Raw genomic sequence first — 21,084 nt, 5'->3', positions numbered from 1 at the left:
AGATTGCCTGATGACGTCTCGCGCCTGCCTGCGTGGCCTGCGCGTGGTTTCCTTTGCACTCTGGAGGTTTCATGTTTTCCCCATTTATCTGGCGCTGCCTTGCGTTTGGCTGCGCCCTGGCGTTCGCCGCCGAGGCTCCTGCGCTGACGCTGGCGCAGGCGCAGCAACGCGCCGTTGAGCGTTCGCGCCAACTGGCGGCGCAAGGCCATGCTGCCGATGCTGCACGCGACATGGCTGTCGCAGCGGCGCAATTGCCCGACCCGGTGCTGAAAGCCGGCGTCGACAACCTTCCCGTCAGCGGTGCGGATCGCTACCGCATCGGCGCGGATTCGATGACCATGCGCCGCATTGGCGTCATGCAGGAGCTGACCAGCCGCGACAAGCGCCGCTGGCGGGCTGCCCGCTTCGAGAGCGAAGCGGCGCGCAGCAAGGCCGCGGCCGAGGCGCTGGCGGCGAACATCCAGCGCGATACCGCGATCGCCTGGCTCGACCGCTACCATCTCGAGCGCATGAAAGCGGAACTGGCCCGGCAAGCCGCCCTGGCGCGCGACGAAATCGCGGCGGCGGAAGCGGCTTATCGTGGCGGCCGCGGCACCCAGTCCGGCCTGCTCGATGCGCGCGCGGCCTTGCTGGTGCTGGAGGATCGTGCAACGGAGCTGGGGCAGCAGGCGCGCAATGCCGCCATCATGCTCGCGCGCTGGACCGGCGAGCCGGTGGACGTGGCGCTCGATGGCAGCGTCGATACCGGCAGCATTGCCCTTGATCCGGCGAACCTGGAAGCGACGCTCGAGCATCACCCGCAGGTGGCGGTGCTGACGCGCCAGGCCGAACTGGCGCAGGCGGAAGCGGGACTGGCGCGCGCCAACCGCAGTGCCGACTGGACCGTTGAAGTGGCGCTGCAGCAGCGCGGGCCCGGCTATCCGGGCATGGTGTCGTTTGGCGTGTCGGTACCGCTGCAGTGGGATCGCGACCAACGCCAGGAGCGCGAGCTGTCGGCCCGGCTGTCGATGGCTGGGCAGGCGCAGGCCGAGCGCGACGAAGCGCTGCGCGAACACGTGGCGGAGATACGCAGCCAGTTGGCCGACTGGCAGACTGGCCGCGAGCGCATCGCGCGCTACGAGAAGGAGGTACTGCCGTTGGCGAGTGCGCGCACGGAGGCGGTCCTTGCCGCCTACCGTGGGGGCAAGGCTGGCCTGGTGGAGGTAATGGCGGCGCGCCGCTCGGAGAGCGAGCAGCGCCTGCAGGCATTGCAGCTCGAACGCGACAATGCGCGCACCTGGGCGCAACTGACGTACATCCAGCCGGCGAAAGGCCACCCATGAAGAAGAACGCAATGATCGCCGCCATTGTGGCGGCAGGCGCGCTGGGCGCCGTGGGTGCCATCGGCGGCTACCAGTTGGGCAAGCGACAGGCGGCGCCGGCACAGGCTCCAGTTGTGGTGGGCCGCAAGCCCTTGTACTGGCACGATCCAATGGTGCCTGGACAGAAATTCGACAAGCCGGGCAAGTCGCCGTATATGGACATGGCCCTGGTGCCGGTTTACGCCGACGAGGGCGGCGACGCCGGCACGGTCAGCATCAGCCCGCGCGTGCAGCAAAACCTTGGCGTACGCACGGCGCTGGTTTCCAGCGCCCCGTTGCCGCTGGCCGTGTCGGCGGTCGGCAACGTGGCTTTTGACGAGCGGGAAGTGGCGGTTGTCCAGTCCCGCTCGAACGGTTTTGTGGAACGCGTGATGGTACGCGCGCCGCTGGAGGCGGTGCGGCGCGGCCAGCCGCTGGCCGAGGTCACCATGCCGGACTGGGTGGCGGCGCAGGAAGAATTCCTGGCCGTGCGCCGCATGCAGGCTGGCGCTGCGCCGGGGCTGCTGGATGCTGCGCGCCAGCGCATGCGCCTGGCGGGCATGAGCGAACAGCAGGTGCAACAGGTGGAGGCGGGCGGCCGCGTGCTGGCGCGCCAGGTGCTGGTCGCGCCGCGTGCCGGCGTGGTGACGGAACTGGCCGCGCGCGAAGGCATGGCCGTCGCCGCCGGGGCGCCGCTATACAGCATCAATGGCCTGGAGACGGTGTGGGTGAATGCGGAGTTGCCGGAAAATGCGGTGGCGCAGGTACCGGTCGGCTCCGATGTCACGGCACGTGCCGCGGCCTTGCCGGACAAGGAGTTGCACGGCAAGGTGGCGGCGATCCTGCCGCAGGTGGATGCGGCGACGCGCACCATTCGCGCACGCATCGAGTTGTCCAATCCGGGCGGGCGGCTGGCGCCGGGCATGTTCGTGACGATGTCGTTTGCGCCGGGCCGGCGGCAGACAGCCTTGCTGGTGCCTTCGGAAGCGGTGATCCGCACCGGTACGCGCAACGTCGTGATGGTGGAAGAGGGGGCTGGCAAGTTCGCCCCGGTGCAGGTGGAGCTGGGCGCCGAGAGCAGCGGGCAAGTGGAAATCCGCGCCGGTTTGCAGGCTGGGCAGAAAGTGGCGGTCTCCGGGCAGTTCCTGGTCGACTCGGAAGCGAGCCTGAAAGGCAGCGGCCAGCGCATGGCCGGCCCGGCGCCGCTGGCGCATCGCGGCGAGGCGACTGTGGAAGCTGTGGATAAGGACGAGATCACCTTGTCGCATGGCCCGATCGCCACGCTCAAGTGGCCCGCCATGACGATGGCCTTCAAGCTGCCGCAAGGCGGCTTGCCGCTGCGTGTCGCGGCGGGCGACCATGTGAGCTTCGAGTTCGTGCAGCAGGCGGACGGCAGCTTCCAGGTTACGTCGATGGCGCCGGCTTCCGCTCCAACGCATCAGCACGGGGAGCAGAAATGATCGCGAAACTGATCCTGTGGTCGATCTGTAACCGATTCCTCGTGCTGCTGGCGTCCGTGCTGCTGGCAGGATGGGGCGCATGGGCGCTGCAGCGCACGCCGCTCGATGCGATTCCGGACCTGTCGGACGTGCAGGTCATCATTCGCACCAGCTTCCCCGGGCAGGCGCCGCAGATCGTCGAAAACCAGGTCACTTACCCCCTGACCACGCAGATGCTGTCGGTGCCGGGCGCGCGCACGGTGCGCGGCTATTCCTTTTTCGGCGATTCCTTTGTCTACGTGCTGTTCGAGGACGGCACCGACCCCTACTGGGCGCGTTCGCGCGTGCTGGAGTACCTGAACCAGGTGCAGTCACGACTGCCGCCGCAGGCGCGCGCCTCGCTGGGGCCAGATGCGACGGGCGTGGGCTGGGTGTTCGAGTATGCCCTGGTCGACCGCAGCGGCAAGCATGACCTGGCGCAGCTGCGCGCCTTGCAGGACTGGTTCCTCAAGTACGAACTGAAGGCGGTACCGAACGTGGCGGAGGTGGCCAGCCTTGGCGGCATGGTCAAGCAGTACCAGGTGCTGCTTGACCCGGCGCGGCTGCGCGCTTTCAATATCACGCACGGCAAGGCGATCGACGCGATCCGCCGCGCCAACCAGGAGACCGGCGGCTCGGTGCTGGAACTGGCGGAAGCGGAGTATATGGTGCGCGCATCGGGCTACCTGCGCTCGCTGGAAGACTTCCGCCAGATTCCCCTGACGGCCAGCGAGGGCGGCGTGGCGGTGCGCCTGGGCGACGTGGCAACCATCCAGCTCGGCCCGGAAATGCGGCGCGGCATCGCCGACTTGAATGGCGAGGGCGAAGTGGCGGGCGGCGTGATCGTCATGCGTTCCGGTAAAAACGCTTTGCAGACGATTGATGCCGTCAAGGCGCGCCTGGCGGCGCTCAAGGCCAGCCTGCCGCCGGGTGTGGAAATCGTGCCGGTGTACGACCGCTCCAACCTGATACGGCGTGCGGTCAGCAACCTCGAGACCAAGCTGGCGGAGGAATTCGTCGTCGTGGCCCTGGTCTGCGCCGTGTTCCTGTTCCACCTGCGCTCCGCACTGGTGGCCATCGTCTCGCTGCCGCTGGGCGTGCTGGCTGCCTACCTGATCATGCATTACCAAGGCGTCAATGCCAACATCATGTCCCTGGGCGGGATCGCGATTGCCATCGGCGCCATGGTCGATGCGGCGGTGGTGATGATCGAGAACGCCCACAAGCATATCGAAGCATGGCGCCATGCCCATCCCGGCAGGTCGCTGGAAGGCGAAGAACACTGGCAGGTGATTGCCGCGGCGGCTGCGGAAGTGGGGCCGGCGCTGTTCTTCTCGCTGCTGATCATCGTGCTGTCCTTCATCCCGGTGTTCACACTGGAAGCGCAGGAAGGGCGCCTGTTCGCCCCGCTCGCCTTCACCAAGACGTATGCGATGGCGGCGGCAGCGGGGCTGGCAGTGACGCTGATTCCGGTCCTCATGGGCTATCTGATTCGGGGCCGAATTCCCGACGAACATGCCAATCCCCTTAATCGCTGGCTGATTGCGGTGTACCGGCCCTTGCTCGAGCGCGTGCTGCAATGGCCGAAGGCCACGCTGGCCGTGGCGGCTGCGGTGGCGGTGCTGTCGCTCTGGCCGCTGGCGCACATGGGCGGCGAATTCATGCCGCCGCTGGACGAAGGCGATTTGCTGTACATGCCTTCGGCCTTGCCGGGCATTGGCGCGGGCAAGGTGCAGCAGCTGCTGCAGCAGACCGACCGGATGATCAAGACAGTGCCGGAAGTACAAAGCGTCTTCGGCAAGGCAGGCCGCGCGGAGTCGGCCACCGACCCGGCGCCGCTGGAAATGTTCGAGACCACCATCCAGTTCAAGCCGCGCGACCAGTGGCGGCCGGGCATGACACCGGACAAGCTGGTGGCGGAGCTGGACCGCATCGTCAAGGTGCCGGGCCTGGCCAACATCTGGGTGCCGCCGATCCGCAACCGGATCGACATGCTCGCGACCGGCATCAAGAGCCCGGTCGGCATCAAGGTGTCGGGCGCCAGCCTGCAGGAGATCGACCGCATCGCCGCCGAGATCGAGCGCGTGGTGCGGCCGGTGGCGGGCGTGTCGTCGGCGCTGGCGGAACGCCTGAACGGAGGGCGCTACATTGATGTGGCAATCGACCGAGCGGCAGCGGGGCGCTACGGCCTGAATATCGATGAAGTGCAAAGCATTATCGCCAGCGCGGTGGGCGGCGACAACGTCGGCGAAACCGTTGAAGGCCTGCAGCGCTTTCCCATCAACGTACGCTACCCGCGCGAACTGCGCGATTCGCTGGAGAGCCTGCGCGCCTTGCCGCTGCTGACGGAGCGTGGCGCACAGCTGCGTCTTGCCGACGTGGCCACGGTGCGCATCAGCGATGGCCCGCCGATGCTGCGCAGCGAAAATGCGCGGCTCTCGGGCTGGGTGTACGTGGACATCCATGGCCGCGACTTGCGCTCTGCCGTGCAGGAAATGCAGCGAGCCGTCGCAGCCGGCGTCAAGCTGCCGCCTGGCTATTCGGTGTCGTGGTCGGGCCAGTTCGAGTACCTGGAGCGCGCAACGGCGCGCCTGCAGGTGGTGGTGCCCGCTACGCTGCTGATTATCTTCGTGCTGCTGTACCTGACGTTCCGCCGCGCCGACGAGGCAGCGCTGATCATGGCCACGCTGCCGTTTGCATTGGCTGGTGGGGTATGGCTCCTGTGGGGGCTCGGCCATAACCTGTCGGTGGCTACCGGCGTTGGTTTTATCGCCCTGGCCGGCGTGGCGGCCGAATTCGGCGTGATCATGCTGCTCTATCTCAAACATGCGTGGGAAGCGCGCGAAGCCGCAGGGCGTCACGGCGAGGCAGACCTGCTGGACGCCATTCGTGAAGGCGCGGTGTTGCGGGTGCGGCCGAAAGCCATGACGGTGACGGTCATCGTGGCTGGCCTGGTGCCGATCATGATTGGCGCCGGCACCGGGTCCGAGATCATGCAGCGCATCGCTGCACCGATGGTGGGGGGAATGTTGTCCGCGCCCCTGCTATCGTTATTTGTCGTACCTGCGGCATACTTGCTGCTTCGGCGGCGCAATACAACTTTGGAGAATTAATATGAAAGCAATCCACACCACCCTGCAAGCAGCAATCCTCGCGGCAGCCGTCATGGCCGGCGTGCCAGCCATGGCCGACCATGGCGGCCACGCCGACCATGACCAGCAGGCGACAAGCGCCGTGGCCGATACCACCGATGGCGAAATCAAGAAAGTCGACAAGCCATCCGGCAAGCTGACCATCAAGCACGGCGAACTGAAAAACCTCGGCATGGGTGCGATGACGATGGTATTCCGCGTCAAGGACGCCGCCATGCTGGACAAGGTGAAAGCCGGCGACAAGGTGCGCTTCACCGTTGAAAATGCCAATGGCGCCATGACGGTCACCGCCATCGAAGTTGCGAAGTAAAAAAGCATGAACCGATTCGTCAGGACATGGATGCTGTGGCTGCTGATGCTGGCCTTGCCCCTGCAAGCGCTGGCCAGCGTCGTGCAACTGTCTTGCGAAATCGGCGAGCACCAGCCCAGGCAGTCGCTGCGCCATGACGTCAAAGCGGTAAAGAAGGGCGCCAGCGTGCTGCAGGACGTGGGCCATACGGCTTGCGGCGCCTGCGTCACTTGCTGCTGCGCTTCGGCCGCATTGCCGGACCCGAACGTCGCGTCGGCGTCCTGGGACGGCACCGACCCGCACTTTGGCTTGCTGCCGGCTTGCCATGCCAGCCATATCCCCGATGGCCCGGAACGCCCCCCGCGCCGTCACGCTTCCTGAGTTTCAAGGATTTCCATAAGAGGCGCCGCCTTGCGCGGCGGAGGATAGGCCGCACGCCATGGTTGCGTGCGGCGGGCAAAGAATGAGGACTTTATGAAACAGGCATTCTGGTCACGCCGACTACACAAGTGGCTTGGCCTGCTGGTCGGCATCCAGGCATTGTTCTGGATGGCGAGCGGCGTGTATATGGCCGCAATATCGATCGACATTATCCACGGCGACCACCTGTCGCACGTGGAGCGGCCTGCAGTGGCGGCAAAAGCCGTCGCGCTGCAGCCGTCGCAGCTGGCGTCGCAATTCCCCGGCATGACAGGCTTCCGCCTGAAACATTTGCTGGAGCGGGAGGTGTATGAGGTGAAGTACGCCGGTGGCGTTGGCCTGGTGGATGCGGGCAGCGGCAAGCAACTGGACCCGCTGGACCAGTCGCAGGCACTGAAACTGGCGCAACAGGCGTACATGGGCGATGGCAGCGTGAGCGGCATTCAATTACTGCGGCAGTTGCCGAAAGAGGTCGCTACGCGCCGCGCGCCGCTATGGCGCGTCGATTTTGACGATTCCAACGGCAGCAGCCTGTATGTGTCTCCATCGACGGGAGAAGTCGTGGCGCAGCGCCATTCCCTGTGGCGGGCCTATGATTTCCTGTGGATGCTGCACATCATGGATTACGACAAGCGCAGCAACGTCAACAACACGCTGTTGCGCAGCGTTTCCATTGCCGGCACCCTGTTCGCGTTGAGCGGGATCTGGCTGCTGTGGTTCACCGTGCGCAGGAGGGCCGCGAAATGACGCCGTTACTGCGGAAAATGCATAAATGGGTCGGGCTGGTCGTCGGACTGCAGTTCCTGCTCTGGCTGGTGAGCGGCATGGTCATGAGCCTGCTGGACCAGGACGTGGTCGAAGGCATGGCCCATCGGGCGCCGCTGAAGGCGGCTGCGGAGTGGCCGAGAACCGGCCTGGTGGCGCCGGCCGACGTGCTGGCGGCTTCGCGCAAGCCGGTGGAATCGATCGACAGCCGCTGGCTGCTGCAAGTGCCGGCTTACCTGCTGAAGAACGGCGAGGGTAGCTGGCTGCTGGATGCGCGCAACGGCGCGCCGCTTGCGGTCGGCGCTGACCAGGCGCTGGAAGTGGCGCGTGCCGATTATGTTGGCGAAGGAAAGGCCGGGCAGCCGCAATGGGTGGCGAAACCGACGCTGGAGATTCGCAAGCATCGCGGGGCAAGCTGGCGTGTTGATTTCGATGACGCGGACGCCACGACGATTTACGTGTCCGCCGTCGATGGCCGCATCCTGGAGCGGCGCAACGCCACGTGGCGCCTGTTCGACATCGCATGGATGCTGCACATCATGGACTATGGTGGCCGTGAAGATTTCAACAATTCGCTGCTGCTGATGGCTGCATTGGGCGGCTTGTGGATGGCGCTGAGTGGCATATGGCTGCTGTGCACCAGCCTGCGCCTGCACGATTTCGTCCCGGCACGCCTGCTGCCGGCGCGGCAGGTGACCGTGCTCGATGAGGGCGGAAAGCGCATCGGCATCGTCAAATCCCGCCACGGCGATTCGGTGTTCGATGCGCTGGCGCGCGCGGGGATACGGCTGCCGTCCAACTGCGGCGGCGGCCAAAGCTGCGGGCTGTGCGAGGTGCGCGCCTGCCATAACGCGCCGCCGGCATCGTCGTCCGATGGCGATCACATTCCGGACCAGCGCCTGCGCCGAGGCCACCGGCTGGCCTGCGGCATGGCGGTGACCTCCGATATGGAAATCGCGGTCAGCCATGGTGCGGCACTGATGGTCAGCCGCACGGCAACGGTGGAGCGCGTGCGCGAGATCACGCCGACCCTGCGTGAAGTGGTGCTGCGCCCGGACCAGAAAGCGGGCGCCGATTTCCGCCCCGGCAGCTATGTGCAGCTTCACATTCCCCGTGCGCGCGGGCTGTTCGGCCCCCGCAAGTCCTTGCGCCGGTCTTATTCGCTGTCGCTGCCGGTCGCACAGGCCGGCGGCTGCGTGACGCTGCTGGTGCGTCATGTCGCCGGTGGTATCGGCTCGTCGTACGTGCACGCCCTGAAGGAGGGGGATCAGGTAGCGTTCAACGGGCCGTTTGGCGAATTCGCCTTGCGCCGGGGCCGGAACGAGAAGGTCTTCATTGGCGGCGGGGCGGGCATGGCGCCGTTACGGTCGATGATTCGCGCGCAGCTGGAATCCGGCGCGAAGGAAACCGTGCGCTTCTGGTATGGGGCGCGTGCTGCGGGCGAAGTGCCGTATCGTGAAGAATTTGACGAACTGGCGCTGCGCTACCCGCATTTCAGTTGGCATGTGGTGCTGTCCGACAATGGCCGCAGGGCGCACGAAGTGGTACGTGATGAGTTCCTTGCGCGGCAGCCGCAGGCCCGCGATTGCGACTTCTACGTTTGCGGGCCGCCCGCGATGCTGCATGCCACGCGCGAAATGCTGAAGGAGCAGGGCGCGCAGCGGGTGTCGTTCGACGACTTCAAGATCTAGCTGTTGTCAAGTGCGGGCGAACTCGATGCGCTGCTTGCGCGGGTTCGGCCGCACGATGTGCTCCAGCGGCAGCACGGTGGACTGCTTGATCTTCTTCAGCGCGATGTTGGATTTGACGTTGACCACGCCGGGCAGCAGCAGGATTTCCTTCATCATCAGGTCGGCGAAGGATGCCAGGTCGTGCGATACGACGCGCGCCACGTAGTCTGCTTCACCGGTCACGGAGAAGCACTCCATCACTTCAGGCACATCGCGGATCGCCTTTTCGAAGGCGTCGCCGCGCTTCTCGCCGTGGCGGTCCAGTGTGATATGGACGAAGGCCATTACGTCCAATCCCACCGTGGTCGGTTCCAGCACGGCTGCATAATGGTCGATGATCCCTGCCTCGCGCAGGCGCTGCACGCGCCGCCCAACCTGCGATACCGACAAATGCAGCACTTCAGCCAGGGCGGCGTTGGTCGCCTCCCCATTGCGCTGAAGCTCGTTCAGCAGGGACAGGTCGTGGCGGTCGACGGTAATCATCATCAGTTCCTTTGTTGGTGCGCAAAATGCGCATATATAGCGTCGTCAAGTGCTCATAGTGCGCAAAAAATCCAGAAGCAGTGCGTAGTATATCCGTTATCTACACACCTTTCCGGAGACAGCAAATGACCGACTCACTGTGGGACAACCCGATGGGCACCGACGGCTTCGAATTCATCGAATACGCGGCGCCGGACCCAGTCGCAATGGGCAAGACTTTCGAAGCCATGGGCTTTACCGCGGTGGCGCGCCATCGCAGCAAGGATGTGACCCTGTACCGCCAGGGCGAAGTCAACTTCCTGCTGAACGCTGAAAAGGATTCCTTCGCACAGCGCTTCGCCGAACTGCACGGCCCATCGGTCTGCGCCATCGGCTTCCGCGTGAAAGATGCCGCCTATGCCTACAAGCGCGCGCTGCGACTTGGCGCCTGGGGCTTTGAGAGCAAGGCCGGCCCGATGGAACTGAACCTGCCGGCCATCAAAGGCATCGGCGATTCGCTGATCTACCTGGTGGACCGCTGGCCGGGCAACGGCAATATCAGCATTTACGACGTCGATTTCGAGCCGATTCCGGGTGTCGACCAGAACCCGAAAGGCCATGGCCTGACCTACATCGACCACCTGACCCACAACGTGCACCGAGGCCGCATGGGCGAATGGGCCGAGTTCTACGAGCGCCTGTTCAACTTCCGCGAAGTGCGCTATTTCGATATCGAAGGCCAGGTCACCGGCGTGAAGTCGAAGGCCATGACTAGCCCTTGCGGCAAGCTGCGCATCCCGATCAACGAGGAAGGCACCGACCGCCCCGGCCAGATCCAGGAATACCTCGATGCGTATCGCGGCGAAGGCATCCAGCACATTGCCATGGGCAGCGACAACCTGTACGCGACCGTGGACAGCCTGCGCGGCGCCGGTGTGAAGCTGCTCGACACCATCGACACTTACTACGAACTGGTCGACCGGCGCATCCCCGGCCATGGCGAGCAGCTGCAGGCCCTGCGCGAGCGCAAGATCCTGATTGACGGCAAGCCAGGCGACCTGCTGCTGCAGATCTTCTCCGAAAACCAGCTTGGCCCGGTGTTCTTCGAGTTCATCCAGCGCAAGGGCAACCAGGGCTTCGGCGAAGGCAACTTCAAAGCCCTGTTCGAGTCGATTGAGCTGGACCAGATGCGCCGCGGCGTGCTGACCGCGTAATCAATGCGCCATCAATACTGGCAGCGTCGCCGTTGCCAGTATGGTGCGCGTGGCGCCGCCCAGCATCATTTCACGGAAGCGGCTATGGCCGTAGGCGCCCATCACCAGCAGGTCGACATTGAAGTCGGCTGCCAGCGACAGGATGGCCTTGCCGGGATCGGCCGGCTCTGGCCTGCGCAGGACTTCCACATTCACGCCGTGCCGCGCCAGGTAGAGGGCGATATCGGCTCCCGGCGATTCGCCCAGGGTATCGGCGCTATTGCCCAGCACTGCCAGCGTGACCTGTTCCGCGCCGCGCAACAGGGGCAGGGCGGCTGTGACGGCCTTTGCCGCCTCCACGCTGCCGTTCCAGGCCACCATCACGCGCTTGCCGATGGTCGGGAAGCGTCCCGTACGCGGCACCAGCAGTACCGGGCGGCCGCAATTCAATAGCACGTAATCCGGCAGGTCCGGCAGCAGGCTATCCTGATTGTCGTCGGCGGCTGCAGCCTGTCCCAGTACCACGAGGTCGGCGTAGCGCGCCTGCATGCACAGGCCGGCATATTCGTCGTCGTTGCTGCTGCGCGCTTCGAAAGACTGGACGCCAAGGCGGTCGGCCTGGGACTTGAATTGCTCCAGCGCCAGTTGCACGCGCTCCTCGGCACGGCGCAGGTAGTCGGCCAGGAATACGCCGCTGCCTTCGTAACTGCGGCCTGCCAGCATCGAGCGTGGCATGCCGGTCATCGCGGCGCCGACCAGGTGGGCTTCTTCACGCGCGGCGATGGCTGCCGCCAGCGCGATGCGGGCTTCGGCGTTGGCCGCCCGGTCGGCATGGACTACGATGGTGCGGTAAGACATGATGTCCTCCTGTGTTGATGTTGGTACAAGTGTGCGCCCGATTGCCACGCATGATCCATGACTTGGGTCAAGCTCGTCTGATATCATGTCTTTATGTTACGTTCTTGTCTCGCGCCTTCCTGCCTGTTGCTTGCCTTGAGCCCTGCAGCAGTTGCCGGCCAGGGGGAAGTGGTGTTTGTCGCCGCGACCAACCACAATATGCCCTTGTCCCGTTTCCAGGACGGGGAGATGGTCGATGGCCTGCTGAAGGACCTTGGCGACGGCATTGCGCATCGCATGGGGCGGCAGGCGCGTTACGTCAGCGTTCCCGCCAAGCGGGTGGCCGAATACTTGGCCAGCGGACGGGCCGATGGCGTCTGCTACGTACTGCCGCGCTGGCTGCCCGGCACTTTCAACTGGAGCCAGCCGCTGATGCCCGATGCAGGCGTGCTGGTGTCACGGCCGGAAGCGCCTGCGGTACGGGCACTATCCGACCTGGCCAACAAGCCGGTCGGCACGGTGCTGGGGTATTCCTATTCGATGATCGATGCCGCGCTGGGACGTGCGTTCGTGCGCGAGGATGCGCCTTCGATGGAGCTGAATATCTCGAAGATCCAGCATGGCCGCATGCAATACGCCATCATGGGCCGCATGACGGCGGAATACCTGATGCGCGCAGAGCCCCAGCACAAGCTGCGGATCGACTTCGAGTTTGATCCCTTCAAGGCGCAATGTGCGTTCTCGAAAAAATCTGCAATCCCGTTCGACGATGTCCAGCGCGCCATCGGCGGCCTGGTCTCCGATGGCAGCATCGACCGGCTGCTGCGCCGCTATCGCTAACTACACTTGAAAACCATGTCACTGCCCATTCTCAAAACACTGTTCGACTACAAGGCCTGGGCCAATGTCGAACTGTTCGACGTGCTGGCGTCCGTTACTTCGGAAGCAGACCTGCACACCGCCATCCGTACCCTGAATCATATCTACGTCGTCGACCGGATCTTCCGCGCGCACCTGCTCGGCGAGGCGCATGGCTACGAGGCCACCAACACCATGGCCACGCCGGCTTTGGCGGAGCTGCGCGCTGCAGTCATCGAAACGGACGGCTGGTACCAGCAGTATGTCGCCAGCCTGGATGAAGCTGCGCTGTCCGCAAGGCTGCAGTTCAGGTTCACCGACGGCGACACCGGCCAGATGTCGCGCGAGGAAATGCTGATGCATGTGATTACCCATGGTGGTTATCACCGCGGCAACGTGGGCCAGGTGCTCAAGAATATCTCGGTGACGCCGCCGCGCGATATCCTGACGAAATTCCTGCACGTCAGCGAACCGGGGCGCCGCTTGCTATAATCTGGCCAAATGAATATCCGGCGCTTCCTCGTTATCCTGCTGTTACTAGTGCTGCCGCTCCAGGCGACCCTGGCGGCGACGGATAGCTGCTGTCTGAAAATCAATGTGTCGCAGTTCGACGAGCATGTGGCTGCGGCGGCTGATTCGGCAGGCTCGGATAGTGCCTGCTGCACGCAGTGCGACTTCTGCCATCACTCGCATGCGCCGTTTGTCGCCAACCTGGTTGACGGGCGCCAGCAAGTCGATTCGATCGCTCCGGTGCCTTCGCCGGAGCCGCCTTTCCATTCCTTCATCCCGGATATTCCTCCGCGTCCCGACAGGCTCCGCTGATTGATCCGGCTGCCGCATGCAGCCGTTCCCCATCAATCATCAAGGAGCAACATCGTGAAAGCCATTTACGTGCCCTTGCTGGCGGCCATTTGCCTGGCCCCCGCGTGGGCGCAACCATCATTGACGCTTGCCGAAGCGCTGGAACGTGCGCGGCAAGGCAATCCCGAGCTGCGGGCGCTGACGCTGGAAGTCGCAGCCGTCGACGCGGCCGGACGGCAGGCAGCTTTGCTGCCCAATCCTTCGCTGGACTACCTGCGCGAAGGGAAAACCAGCGAGAGCGGTTCTTCGACCGTCCAGCTATCAATCCCGCTTGAACTGGGCGGCAAGCGCGCCGCGCGCATGGAGGCGGCGCAGGCTGGCAGCCGTACGGCGGCACTGGATCTGGCCGTCGGCCGGGCGCGAATCGAGGCGGAAGTGGTCGCCGCCTACCAGCAAACATGGCTCGCGCAGCAGCATGTTGCGTTGGCTATGCAGGTCAGCGAAAGCGGGCGCCGCTCCAGCGAAGCCGCCGCGCGCCGCGTATTGGCGGGCAAGGTGTCGCCGGTGGAAGAGGCTCGAGCCCGCGTGGCGGAAGCCAACTGGCGCATCGAGGGCGTGACAGCGCAGCGCGAACTGGACGAGGCGCGTATCAGGCTGGCCAGCCTGCTCGGCAACACCGGTAGCGAAATCGGGGTGCTGGCGGCGCCTGCCTCGCCAGCCGAAGCCGGCCTCCCCGCCGGACAGCTGGAAGACCTGATTGATTCCGCGCCAGCCATCGAGCGGGCCATTGCCGAAGTCGAGGCGGGCAAGGCGTCCCTGCGTATGGAGCGCGCCGCACGCATGCCGGACGTTTCGCTGATCGTCGGCAGCAAGCGCAGCGAAGGTCCGGAGCGCGACCGCGTCCGCCAGAACATCATCGGACTGTCCGTCCCACTGCCGCTGTTTAATCGCAACCAGGGCGCGATCCTGGCAGCGCAACGCCGTGCCGACAAGGCCGGCGCGGAGCTGGAAGCGACTCGCCAGCGTATTCGCACAGAGGCCATGCAGGCCCATGCTCGCATGCAGGCGGCCGTGCAGCAGGAACGCCTGGTGCGCGAAGACGTGCTGCCCGGCGCCCAATATGCTGCCGATGCGGCGATGAAAGGCTTCGAAGCCGGCAAATTCAATTACGTCGAAGTGCTCGATGCCCAGCGCACCTGGGTGCAGGCGCAGGGCCAGCACCTGCGGGCCATTTCGGACTTCTATCGCGCCCGGGCCGACCTGGCCAAGCTGGTTGGCAACCTGGACATCAAGGATTCAAAATGAACAAGCGTCAAAAAATCACCATTGCGGCCATGGTGGCCGTTGCCGCCCTGTTTGCGGGCGCAGTTCTGGGCTGGGAGCGCATCGCGCCGGCCGCGAAAGCCGGTGCCGAGGCGAGCGAACACCACGAGGAACATCCTGCCGGCACGCAGTCAATCCCGTTCACCGACGCGCAGGTTGCGGCGGCCGATATCCAAGTGCGTACGGCCGGCGCGGCGCGCCTGGAAACCTTCGTTCGCCTGCCGGGCGAAGTCAAACTGAATGAGGATCGCACTGCGCACGTCACGCCGCGCGTGGACGGCATTGTGCAGGAAGTGCAGGCCAATCTTGGCCAGCAGGTACGCAGGGGCGAGCTACTGGCGGTGCTGGCCAGCGCCGACGTATCCGAGCAGCGCAGCAGCCTGGCCGCCGCCGAAAAGCGTGCAGCGCTGGCCCACTCGGTCTACGAGGCCGAAAAGAAGCTTTGGGAAGACAAGGTCTCGGCGCGCCAGGACTACCTGAAGGCGGAGCAGGAGTGGCATGAAGCCAGCATCGCCGTGCAGAATGCGCGCCAAAAGCTGGTGGCCATCGGCGCTGGCGGTTCCGGCAAGGGGCCATACAACCGCCTCGAAATCCGGGCGCCTTTCGATGGCCTGATCGTCGACAAGCACATCGCAGTTGGCGAGGCGGTCGGCGCGGAAACCAAGGTATTCACGGTTTCCGACCTGCGCCAGGTATGGGCGGAAGTCGTGGTGCCTGCGAAGGACCTGGAGATCGTCAAGGTCGGCACGGAAGCCGTGTTGCACTCGGCCGCCTCGAATGCCGCGGTCAAAGGCAGGGTGAGTTTCGTCAGCGCCCTGATCGGCGAACAGACCCGCGCCGCCCGCGCCCGCGTTGTGCTGGACAATCCGGAGTTGGCATGGCGTCCCGGCCTGTTCGTGGATGTCGACGTGATCACCGGTTCAGCCGAAGTGCCGGTCGCGGTGGAAAAGGAAGCACTGCAAGTGCTGAACGGCACGCAGGTCGTCTTCCAGCGCGATGGCCAGGCGTTCACGCCGGTGCCTGTCACGGTCGGCCGTTCGGATGGCAAGCTGGTGGAGATCACTGCCGGCCTGCGCAGGGATGCGAAGTACGCCGCCGCCCACAGTTTCACCATCAAGGCGGAGCAGGGCAAGGGCGCTGCCGAGCATGAAGACTAAGGAGCCGCCATGTTAAGCCGAATTATCCAGGCCTGCATCGGCCACCGATGGATGGTCATGTTCGCCGTACTGGCGATGGCCGTGCTGGGCGCGGTCAATTACAAGAAGCTGCCGATCGACGCCGTGCCGGACATCACCAACGTCCAGGTGCAGATCAACACCGCGGCCGCCGGCTACTCGCCGCTGGAAGTGGAGCAGCGCATCACCTTCCCGATCGAATCGCTGATGGCCGGCCTGCCGCGCCTTGAGCAGACCAGGTCCTTGTCGCGTTATGGCCTGTCGCAGATCACGGTGGTATTCAAGGATGGCACGGACATCCACTTTGCCCGCCAGTTGATCAGCCAGCGCATCCAGGATGCGCGCTCCCAGCTTCCGGCCGGACTGACGCCGACCATGAGCCCCATCGCCACCGGCCTGTCTGAAATCTACCTGTGGACGGTGGATGCGGCGCCGAATGCACGCAAGCCGGACGGCACGCCCTACACGCCGACCGACCTGCGCGAAATCCAGGACTGGATCATCAAGCCCCAACTGCGCAACGTGCCCGGTGTCACCGAGATCAATTCGATCGGCGGCTACGACAAGGAATACCTGGTCGCGCCAACGCCGGCCAAGCTGGCGTCGTATGGCCTGAACCTGTCGGACGTGGTGACGGCGCTGGAGCGCAACAACGGCAATGTCGGTGCAGGCTATATCGAGAAGGAAGGCGAGCAATACCTGCTGCGCGCACCAGGCCAGCTCAAGTCCGTGGCCGACATCGGCAATATCGTGGTCTCCACCATCGACGGCGTGGCCGTGCGCATCGCCGACGTCGCAACCGTGGGCGTCGGCGCTGAACTGCGCACCGGGGCCGCCACCCGCAACGGGCGCGAGGTGGTGCTGGGCACCGTGTTCATGCTGATCGGCGAGAACAGCCGTGCGGTGGCGCTGGCGGTCGACAAGAAGATGGTCGAGATCAACCGCAGCCTGCCGGCCGGAGTATCGGCGACGCCGGTATATAACCGCACGGTGCTGGTGGAAAAGGCGATCGATACCGTCAAGCGAAACCTGTTGGAAGGCGCGGTGCTGGTGATCGGCGTGCTGTTCCTCTTCCTCGGCAATATGCGAGCGGCGCTGATTACGGCGATGGTGATTCCGCTGTCAATGCTGTTTACCTTCACCGGCATGGTGGCCAATAACGTTAGCGCCAACCTGCTAAGCCTCGGCGCGCTCGACTTCGGCATCATCGTCGATGGCGCCGTGGTGATCGTGGAGAACTGCGTGCGACGCCTGGCGCACGCGCAACAGCATGCCGGACGGCCGCTGACGCGCGAAGAACGCTTTGCGGAAGTCTTCGCCGCCGCACACGAGGCGCGCAGGCCGCTGCTGTTCGGGCAGTTGATCATCATGATCGTGTACCTGCCGATCTTCGTGCTGTCCGGGATTGAAGGCAAGATGTTCCACCCGATGGCCTTCACCGTCGTGACGGCCTTGCTTGGCGCCATGCTGCTGTCGATTACCTTCGTGCCGGCCGCCGTGGCGCTGTTCATGAACAAATCGGTGCGCGAGGAAGAAGGTCGCCTGATGCTGGCAGCCAAACGCCGTTACGGCGAGCTGCTGGACTATGTCATGGCCAACCGCCCGGTAGTGTTTACCGCGGCGGGGCTGGTGCTGGCCCTGTCCACGTTGCTGGCGACGCGCCTTGGCACCGAGTTTGTGCCGAACCTGAACGAAGGCGACTTCGCTGTGCTGACCGTGCGCATTCCCGGTACCGGATTGGGTCAATCGGTCCAGATGCAGCAACAGATCGAGAAGACGCTGGTGGCAAAATTCCCCGAAATTGCCAACGTCTTCGCCCGCACCGGCACGGCGGAAATCGCGTCGGACCCGATGCCGCCAAGTATTTCGGACGGATACATCATGCTCAAGCCGGAAAAGGAATGGCCAAAGCCGAAGCGCAGCCGCGAGGAACTGCTGGCCGCCATCCGGGAAACGCTGGAGCAATTGCCCGGCAATAGCTACGAATTCAGCCAGCCGATCCAGCTCCGCGTGAATGAGCTGATTTCCGGCGTTCGCAGCGATGTTGCGGTGAAGGTGTTTGGCGACGACCTCGATGTGCTGAATGCGAAGGCTGCCGAAATCGGCGCCATCCTTGGCAGGATTCCGGGCGCCTCCGGAGTCAAGGTCGAACAAACCACCGGCCTGCCCATGCTGCAGATACAGGTCGACCGGGAACGGGCCGCGCGCCTTGGCCTGAATATCGCCGAAGTGCAGGAGCTGATCGCCACTGCGACCGCAGGCCGCGAGGCGGGCGCCATGTTCGAGGGAGACCGCCGCTTCGACATCGTGGTGCGTTTGCCGGAAGCGCTGCGCTCGGACATCGAACTGCTGAAGCGCCTGCCGGTGCCGCTGCCGAAGAAGGAGGGCGCACGTCCGGCCTACGTCACCCTGGCGGAGATTGCGACCTTCGACACGGCGCCCGGCCCGAACCAGCTAAGCCGCGAACAGGGCAAGCGCCGCGTGGTGGTGACCGTCAATATGCAGGACCGCGACATCGGCTCCTTCGTCGACGAAGCGCAGCAGGCTATCCTGAAGGGGGTGAAACTGCCGGCCGGCTACTGGCTGGCCTGGGGCGGGCAATTCGAAAACCTGCAGAATGCTGCGCAACGCCTGAAGGTAGTGGTGCCGGCATCGCTTGCCCTGGTGTTCGCGCTGCTGTTCCTGATGTTTAACAACGCTCGCGATGGCGCGCTGGTGTTCACCGGCATTCCATTTGCGCTGACCGGCGGCATTTTCGCGCTCTGGATGCGGGGAATTCCGATGTCGATATCGGCAGCAGTGGGCTTCATCGCGCTGTCCGGCGTCGCTGTGCTGAACGGCCTGGTGATGATCTCCTTCATCCGCAGCCTGCGTGAGCAGGGGCAGCCGCTGGCCGACGCCGTGCGCAACGGCGCGCTGGTGCGTTTGCGGCCAGTGCTGATGACGGCTCTGGTGGCATCGCTTGGCTTTGTGCCGATGGCGATTGCGACCGGCACCGGTGCGGAAGTCCAGCGCCCCTTGGCTACCGTGGTGATCGGCGGCGTGCTGTCCTCCACCGCGCTGACGCTGCTGCTGTTGCCCTTGCTGTACCGCCTGGCTTACACCCGCAAGGAAGAGGTCAGCCCGCTTGCCCCAGGCGCTCTCGCAGGAACTCAATAAAGCGCGCCGTCTTTGCCGGAACCAGGCGTGTTTCGGTCAAGGCATACACCGGTGTTGGCTTGCCATGCCATTGCGGCAGGATGCGTTGCAAGCGTCCTGCCGCAAGATCGTCTGCTACGACTTCTTCCGGCAACAGGATGACGCCCATGTCGAGCGCAGCAAGGCGCCGGAACATACCGACGTTGTTGACGGCAAAGCGGCCGGCCACCGCGACGGATTCACTTTGTCCGTCACGTAGCAGGGTCCAGATGGTGGATTTCGCCAGGCCGAGGCAGGCATGCCGTTCCAGGTCCGCAGGTTCGTGCGGCTCGCCGTGCTGCGCAAGGTAGCTCGGCGAGGCATACAGCTTGGGCGTGAGCAGCGCCAACTGGCGCGCAATCAGCTGCGAATCCACTAGCTCACCCATGCGTATCGCCACATCAAATGGTTCGCTGACCAGGTCCACCAGGCGGGGCGTCAGGTCCAGCTCAAAGGTGATGCCGGGATAGCGTTGCGCGAATTCCGCGATCAAGGGCGCAAGGTAGGTCTGTGCGAAATCGACCGGCAGCGAAGCCCGCAGCACGCCTGCCGGCTGCGCCAGCATGCCGCCCAGTTGTTCATGCGCCAGCCGCGCTTCATCGATGATGCGCTTGCAGCGCTCGAAATAGACCTGGCCCGCCTCCGTCAGCTCGATCTTGCGGGTCGTGCGATGCAGAAGCCGCAGGCCGATGGCTTTTTCCAGCGCGGCGATCCGGCGCGAAATCGTTGAATTCGGAATCCCCAGCACGTCCCCGGCGCCGCGAAAACCCTTGGCCTTCACCACCTCCACGAACAAGGCCATGTCGTTCAGATACTCCACTGATTGCTCCATCTATGGATCAATGTTCTGCAATTTACCATATTTATCTCATTTGGAAGGTGGTGGATGATGGCGTATCTCCAATCACTTGCAAGGAATACTGTCGTGAGCAAACTGTTTGAAACCGTCAAAGTGGGTCGCTATACGCTGGCCAACCGCCTCGCCATGGGGCCGATGACGCGCAGCCGCGCGCAGTACGACGGCACGCCAGGCGAACTGGCGGCCGAATATTATGCGCAGCGCGCCGACGTCGGCCTGATCGTGACCGAAGGCACCCAGCCTTCGGAAGACGGCCAGGGTTATATGGCGACGCCGGGCATCCATACCGATGCCCACGTGGCGGGCTGGAAGAAAGTCGCGGATGCGGTGCATGCAAAAGGCAGTCGCTTGTTCATTCAGTTGATGCATGCGGGCCGCATGTCCCATCCGGACAATACGCCGCACCACCGGCAGGGCGTGGCGCCGTCCGCCATTGCGCCGAACACGCCGATGTTCACGCCGGCAGGCATGCAGGACATCCCGGTGCCGCGTGCGCTCAGCACCGCAGAAGTGCGCCAGACGGTTGACGACTTTCGCATGGCAGCGCGCCGGGCAATCGAAGCCGGCGCGGACGGCGTCGAGATCCACGGCGCCAACGCCTACCTGGTGCAGCAGTTTTTCGCACCGAGTGCGAACGTGCGCGATGACGAATACGGCGGCTCCATCGCCAACCGTGCGCGCTTTGCGATTGAAGTGGCGAAGGCCATTGCCGGCGAGATCGGCGCCGACCGCACTGCCATCCGCCTGTCGCCCGGCACTACGCTGTGGGGCATCGACGAAGGCACGGAGGGCCCCGCGCTTTATCGCCACCTGGTGGCTGAACTGGACAAGCTTGGCCTGGCCTACCTGCACATCATGCACCAGGGCGATGAAGCGCTGCTGGCGGACATCCGCAAACTGTGGAAAGGCCTCCTCGTACTGAACCGCCCCGGCCGGCCGCGCGAGCAGATTGGCGCCGACATCGAATCCGGCTTGGCGGACGTGGAGGCATACGGCCAGATGGTGCTCGCCAATCCGGACTTCGTTACGCGCCTGAAGACCAACGCACCGATCAACCTTGCCGACCGCAATACCTTCTTTGGCGGCAGCGCGGCTGGCTACACCGACTATCCCAACCTTGCGCCTCAATAACCACAAGTCATTGATTTTGATGGAAGTGTGATTATCTTTGCGCCTTTGGAGAGATTTTAACTGGATTAATTCTCTCCAATTGTCACTCATGTCC

At 64.5% G+C, this 21,084-nt stretch carries 18 protein-coding genes; 15 read left to right on the top strand and 3 right to left on the bottom strand.

All coding sequences use genetic code 11. The features are described from left to right. The first annotated feature begins 71 nt into the window (after positions 1-71). The 7 genes from ACN9MY_RS20200 (at position 72) to ACN9MY_RS20170 (ending at position 9,135) form a co-directional block, all read left to right on the top strand. Complete coding sequence (locus ACN9MY_RS20200; protein ID WP_426318442.1) at positions 72-1,322, top strand: TolC family protein; 1,251 nt, start codon at positions 72-74, stop codon at positions 1,320-1,322. After that, the gene (locus ACN9MY_RS20195) at positions 1,319-2,800 is read left to right on the top strand and encodes an efflux RND transporter periplasmic adaptor subunit (RefSeq protein ID WP_426318441.1); all 1,482 of its coding nucleotides are present in this window, start codon (positions 1,319-1,321) and stop codon (positions 2,798-2,800) included. Before ACN9MY_RS20200 ends, ACN9MY_RS20195 begins: the two co-directional genes overlap by 4 nt. After that, positions 2,797-5,931: an efflux RND transporter permease subunit gene (locus ACN9MY_RS20190; protein WP_426336042.1), complete on the top strand. Its 3,135-nt coding sequence runs from the start codon at positions 2,797-2,799 to the stop codon at positions 5,929-5,931. Before ACN9MY_RS20195 ends, ACN9MY_RS20190 begins: the two co-directional genes overlap by 4 nt. Position 5,932: 1 nt before the next feature. After that, positions 5,933-6,280, top strand: coding sequence for a copper-binding protein (locus ACN9MY_RS20185; RefSeq protein WP_426162295.1), 348 nt, complete (start codon positions 5,933-5,935; stop codon positions 6,278-6,280). Positions 6,281-6,286: 6 nt separating this feature from the next. After that, positions 6,287-6,640 carry a hypothetical protein gene (locus tag ACN9MY_RS20180; RefSeq protein ID WP_426336041.1) on the top strand — a complete coding sequence of 118 codons (354 nt, stop codon included), beginning with the start codon at positions 6,287-6,289 and terminating at the stop codon, positions 6,638-6,640. 93 nt (positions 6,641-6,733) lie between these two features. Then, the gene (locus tag ACN9MY_RS20175; RefSeq protein WP_426336040.1) at positions 6,734-7,426 is read left to right on the top strand and encodes a PepSY domain-containing protein; all 693 of its coding nucleotides are present in this window, start codon (positions 6,734-6,736) and stop codon (positions 7,424-7,426) included. After that, entirely contained in the window at positions 7,423-9,135 is a 1,713-nt protein-coding gene (locus ACN9MY_RS20170; protein ID WP_426336039.1) for an FAD-binding oxidoreductase, read from the top strand. Before ACN9MY_RS20175 ends, ACN9MY_RS20170 begins: the two co-directional genes overlap by 4 nt. A gap of 6 nt (positions 9,136-9,141) precedes the next feature. On the opposite strand, the gene ACN9MY_RS20165 is transcribed toward ACN9MY_RS20170, so the two are convergent. Next, entirely contained in the window at positions 9,142-9,660 is a 519-nt protein-coding gene (locus ACN9MY_RS20165) for an Lrp/AsnC family transcriptional regulator (protein WP_426318437.1), read from the bottom strand. A 122-nt stretch (positions 9,661-9,782) separates the two neighbouring features. Between ACN9MY_RS20165 and hppD the strand changes: the two genes are divergently transcribed. Continuing rightward, positions 9,783-10,850 (top strand): 4-hydroxyphenylpyruvate dioxygenase, encoded by a 1,068-nt coding sequence (gene hppD, locus ACN9MY_RS20160; RefSeq protein WP_426318436.1) that lies wholly within the window; start codon positions 9,783-9,785, stop codon positions 10,848-10,850. Here the strand turns inward: hppD and ACN9MY_RS20155 are convergent, their stop codons facing one another. Then, on the bottom strand, positions 10,851-11,687 hold the full coding sequence (locus ACN9MY_RS20155) for a universal stress protein (RefSeq protein WP_426318435.1): 837 nt from the start codon (positions 11,685-11,687) through the stop codon (positions 10,851-10,853). It abuts the gene before it with no gap. 93 nt (positions 11,688-11,780) lie between these two features. Here ACN9MY_RS20155 and ACN9MY_RS20150 point away from each other — a divergent pair, with 93 nt between their 5' ends. Genes ACN9MY_RS20150 through ACN9MY_RS20125 form a run of 6 tightly spaced genes read left to right on the top strand, consistent with a single transcriptional unit; the run spans position 11,781 to position 18,982 of the window. After that, positions 11,781-12,506 (top strand): substrate-binding periplasmic protein, encoded by a 726-nt coding sequence (locus tag ACN9MY_RS20150; RefSeq protein ID WP_426318434.1) that lies wholly within the window; start codon positions 11,781-11,783, stop codon positions 12,504-12,506. A 15-nt stretch (positions 12,507-12,521) separates the two neighbouring features. Then, positions 12,522-13,016 (top strand): DinB family protein, encoded by a 495-nt coding sequence (locus ACN9MY_RS20145; protein ID WP_426162287.1) that lies wholly within the window; start codon positions 12,522-12,524, stop codon positions 13,014-13,016. A gap of 9 nt (positions 13,017-13,025) precedes the next feature. Beyond that, on the top strand, positions 13,026-13,346 hold the full coding sequence (locus ACN9MY_RS20140) for a hypothetical protein (RefSeq protein WP_426162286.1): 321 nt from the start codon (positions 13,026-13,028) through the stop codon (positions 13,344-13,346). Positions 13,347-13,400: 54 nt separating this feature from the next. Further along, positions 13,401-14,630 carry a TolC family protein gene (locus ACN9MY_RS20135; RefSeq protein WP_426162285.1) on the top strand — a complete coding sequence of 410 codons (1,230 nt, stop codon included), beginning with the start codon at positions 13,401-13,403 and terminating at the stop codon, positions 14,628-14,630. Next, positions 14,627-15,805 (top strand): efflux RND transporter periplasmic adaptor subunit, encoded by a 1,179-nt coding sequence (locus ACN9MY_RS20130; RefSeq protein ID WP_426336038.1) that lies wholly within the window; start codon positions 14,627-14,629, stop codon positions 15,803-15,805. The genes ACN9MY_RS20135 and ACN9MY_RS20130 overlap by 4 nt, the downstream gene beginning before the upstream one ends. A gap of 9 nt (positions 15,806-15,814) precedes the next feature. Next, positions 15,815-18,982 carry an efflux RND transporter permease subunit gene (locus ACN9MY_RS20125; protein ID WP_426336037.1) on the top strand — a complete coding sequence of 1,056 codons (3,168 nt, stop codon included), beginning with the start codon at positions 15,815-15,817 and terminating at the stop codon, positions 18,980-18,982. Here ACN9MY_RS20125 and ACN9MY_RS20120 read toward each other — a convergent pair. Next, positions 18,942-19,820 (bottom strand): LysR substrate-binding domain-containing protein, encoded by an 879-nt coding sequence (locus ACN9MY_RS20120; RefSeq protein ID WP_426336036.1) that lies wholly within the window; start codon positions 19,818-19,820, stop codon positions 18,942-18,944. The genes ACN9MY_RS20125 and ACN9MY_RS20120 overlap by 41 nt on opposite strands. A 105-nt stretch (positions 19,821-19,925) precedes the next feature. On the opposite strand from ACN9MY_RS20120, the gene ACN9MY_RS20115 reads away from it, so the two are divergent. Continuing rightward, positions 19,926-20,990, top strand: a complete 1,065-nt coding sequence (locus ACN9MY_RS20115; RefSeq protein ID WP_426336035.1) for an alkene reductase — start codon at positions 19,926-19,928, stop codon at positions 20,988-20,990. Positions 20,991-21,084: the final 94 nt, after the last annotated feature.

The organism is Pseudoduganella sp. R-31 (assembly GCF_049913235.1).
Taxonomy (GTDB): Bacteria; Pseudomonadota; Gammaproteobacteria; order Burkholderiales; family Burkholderiaceae_D; genus Rugamonas.
Note: the sequence above shows the minus strand (reverse complement) of the source record. Positions and strands in the feature narration are given on the sequence as shown.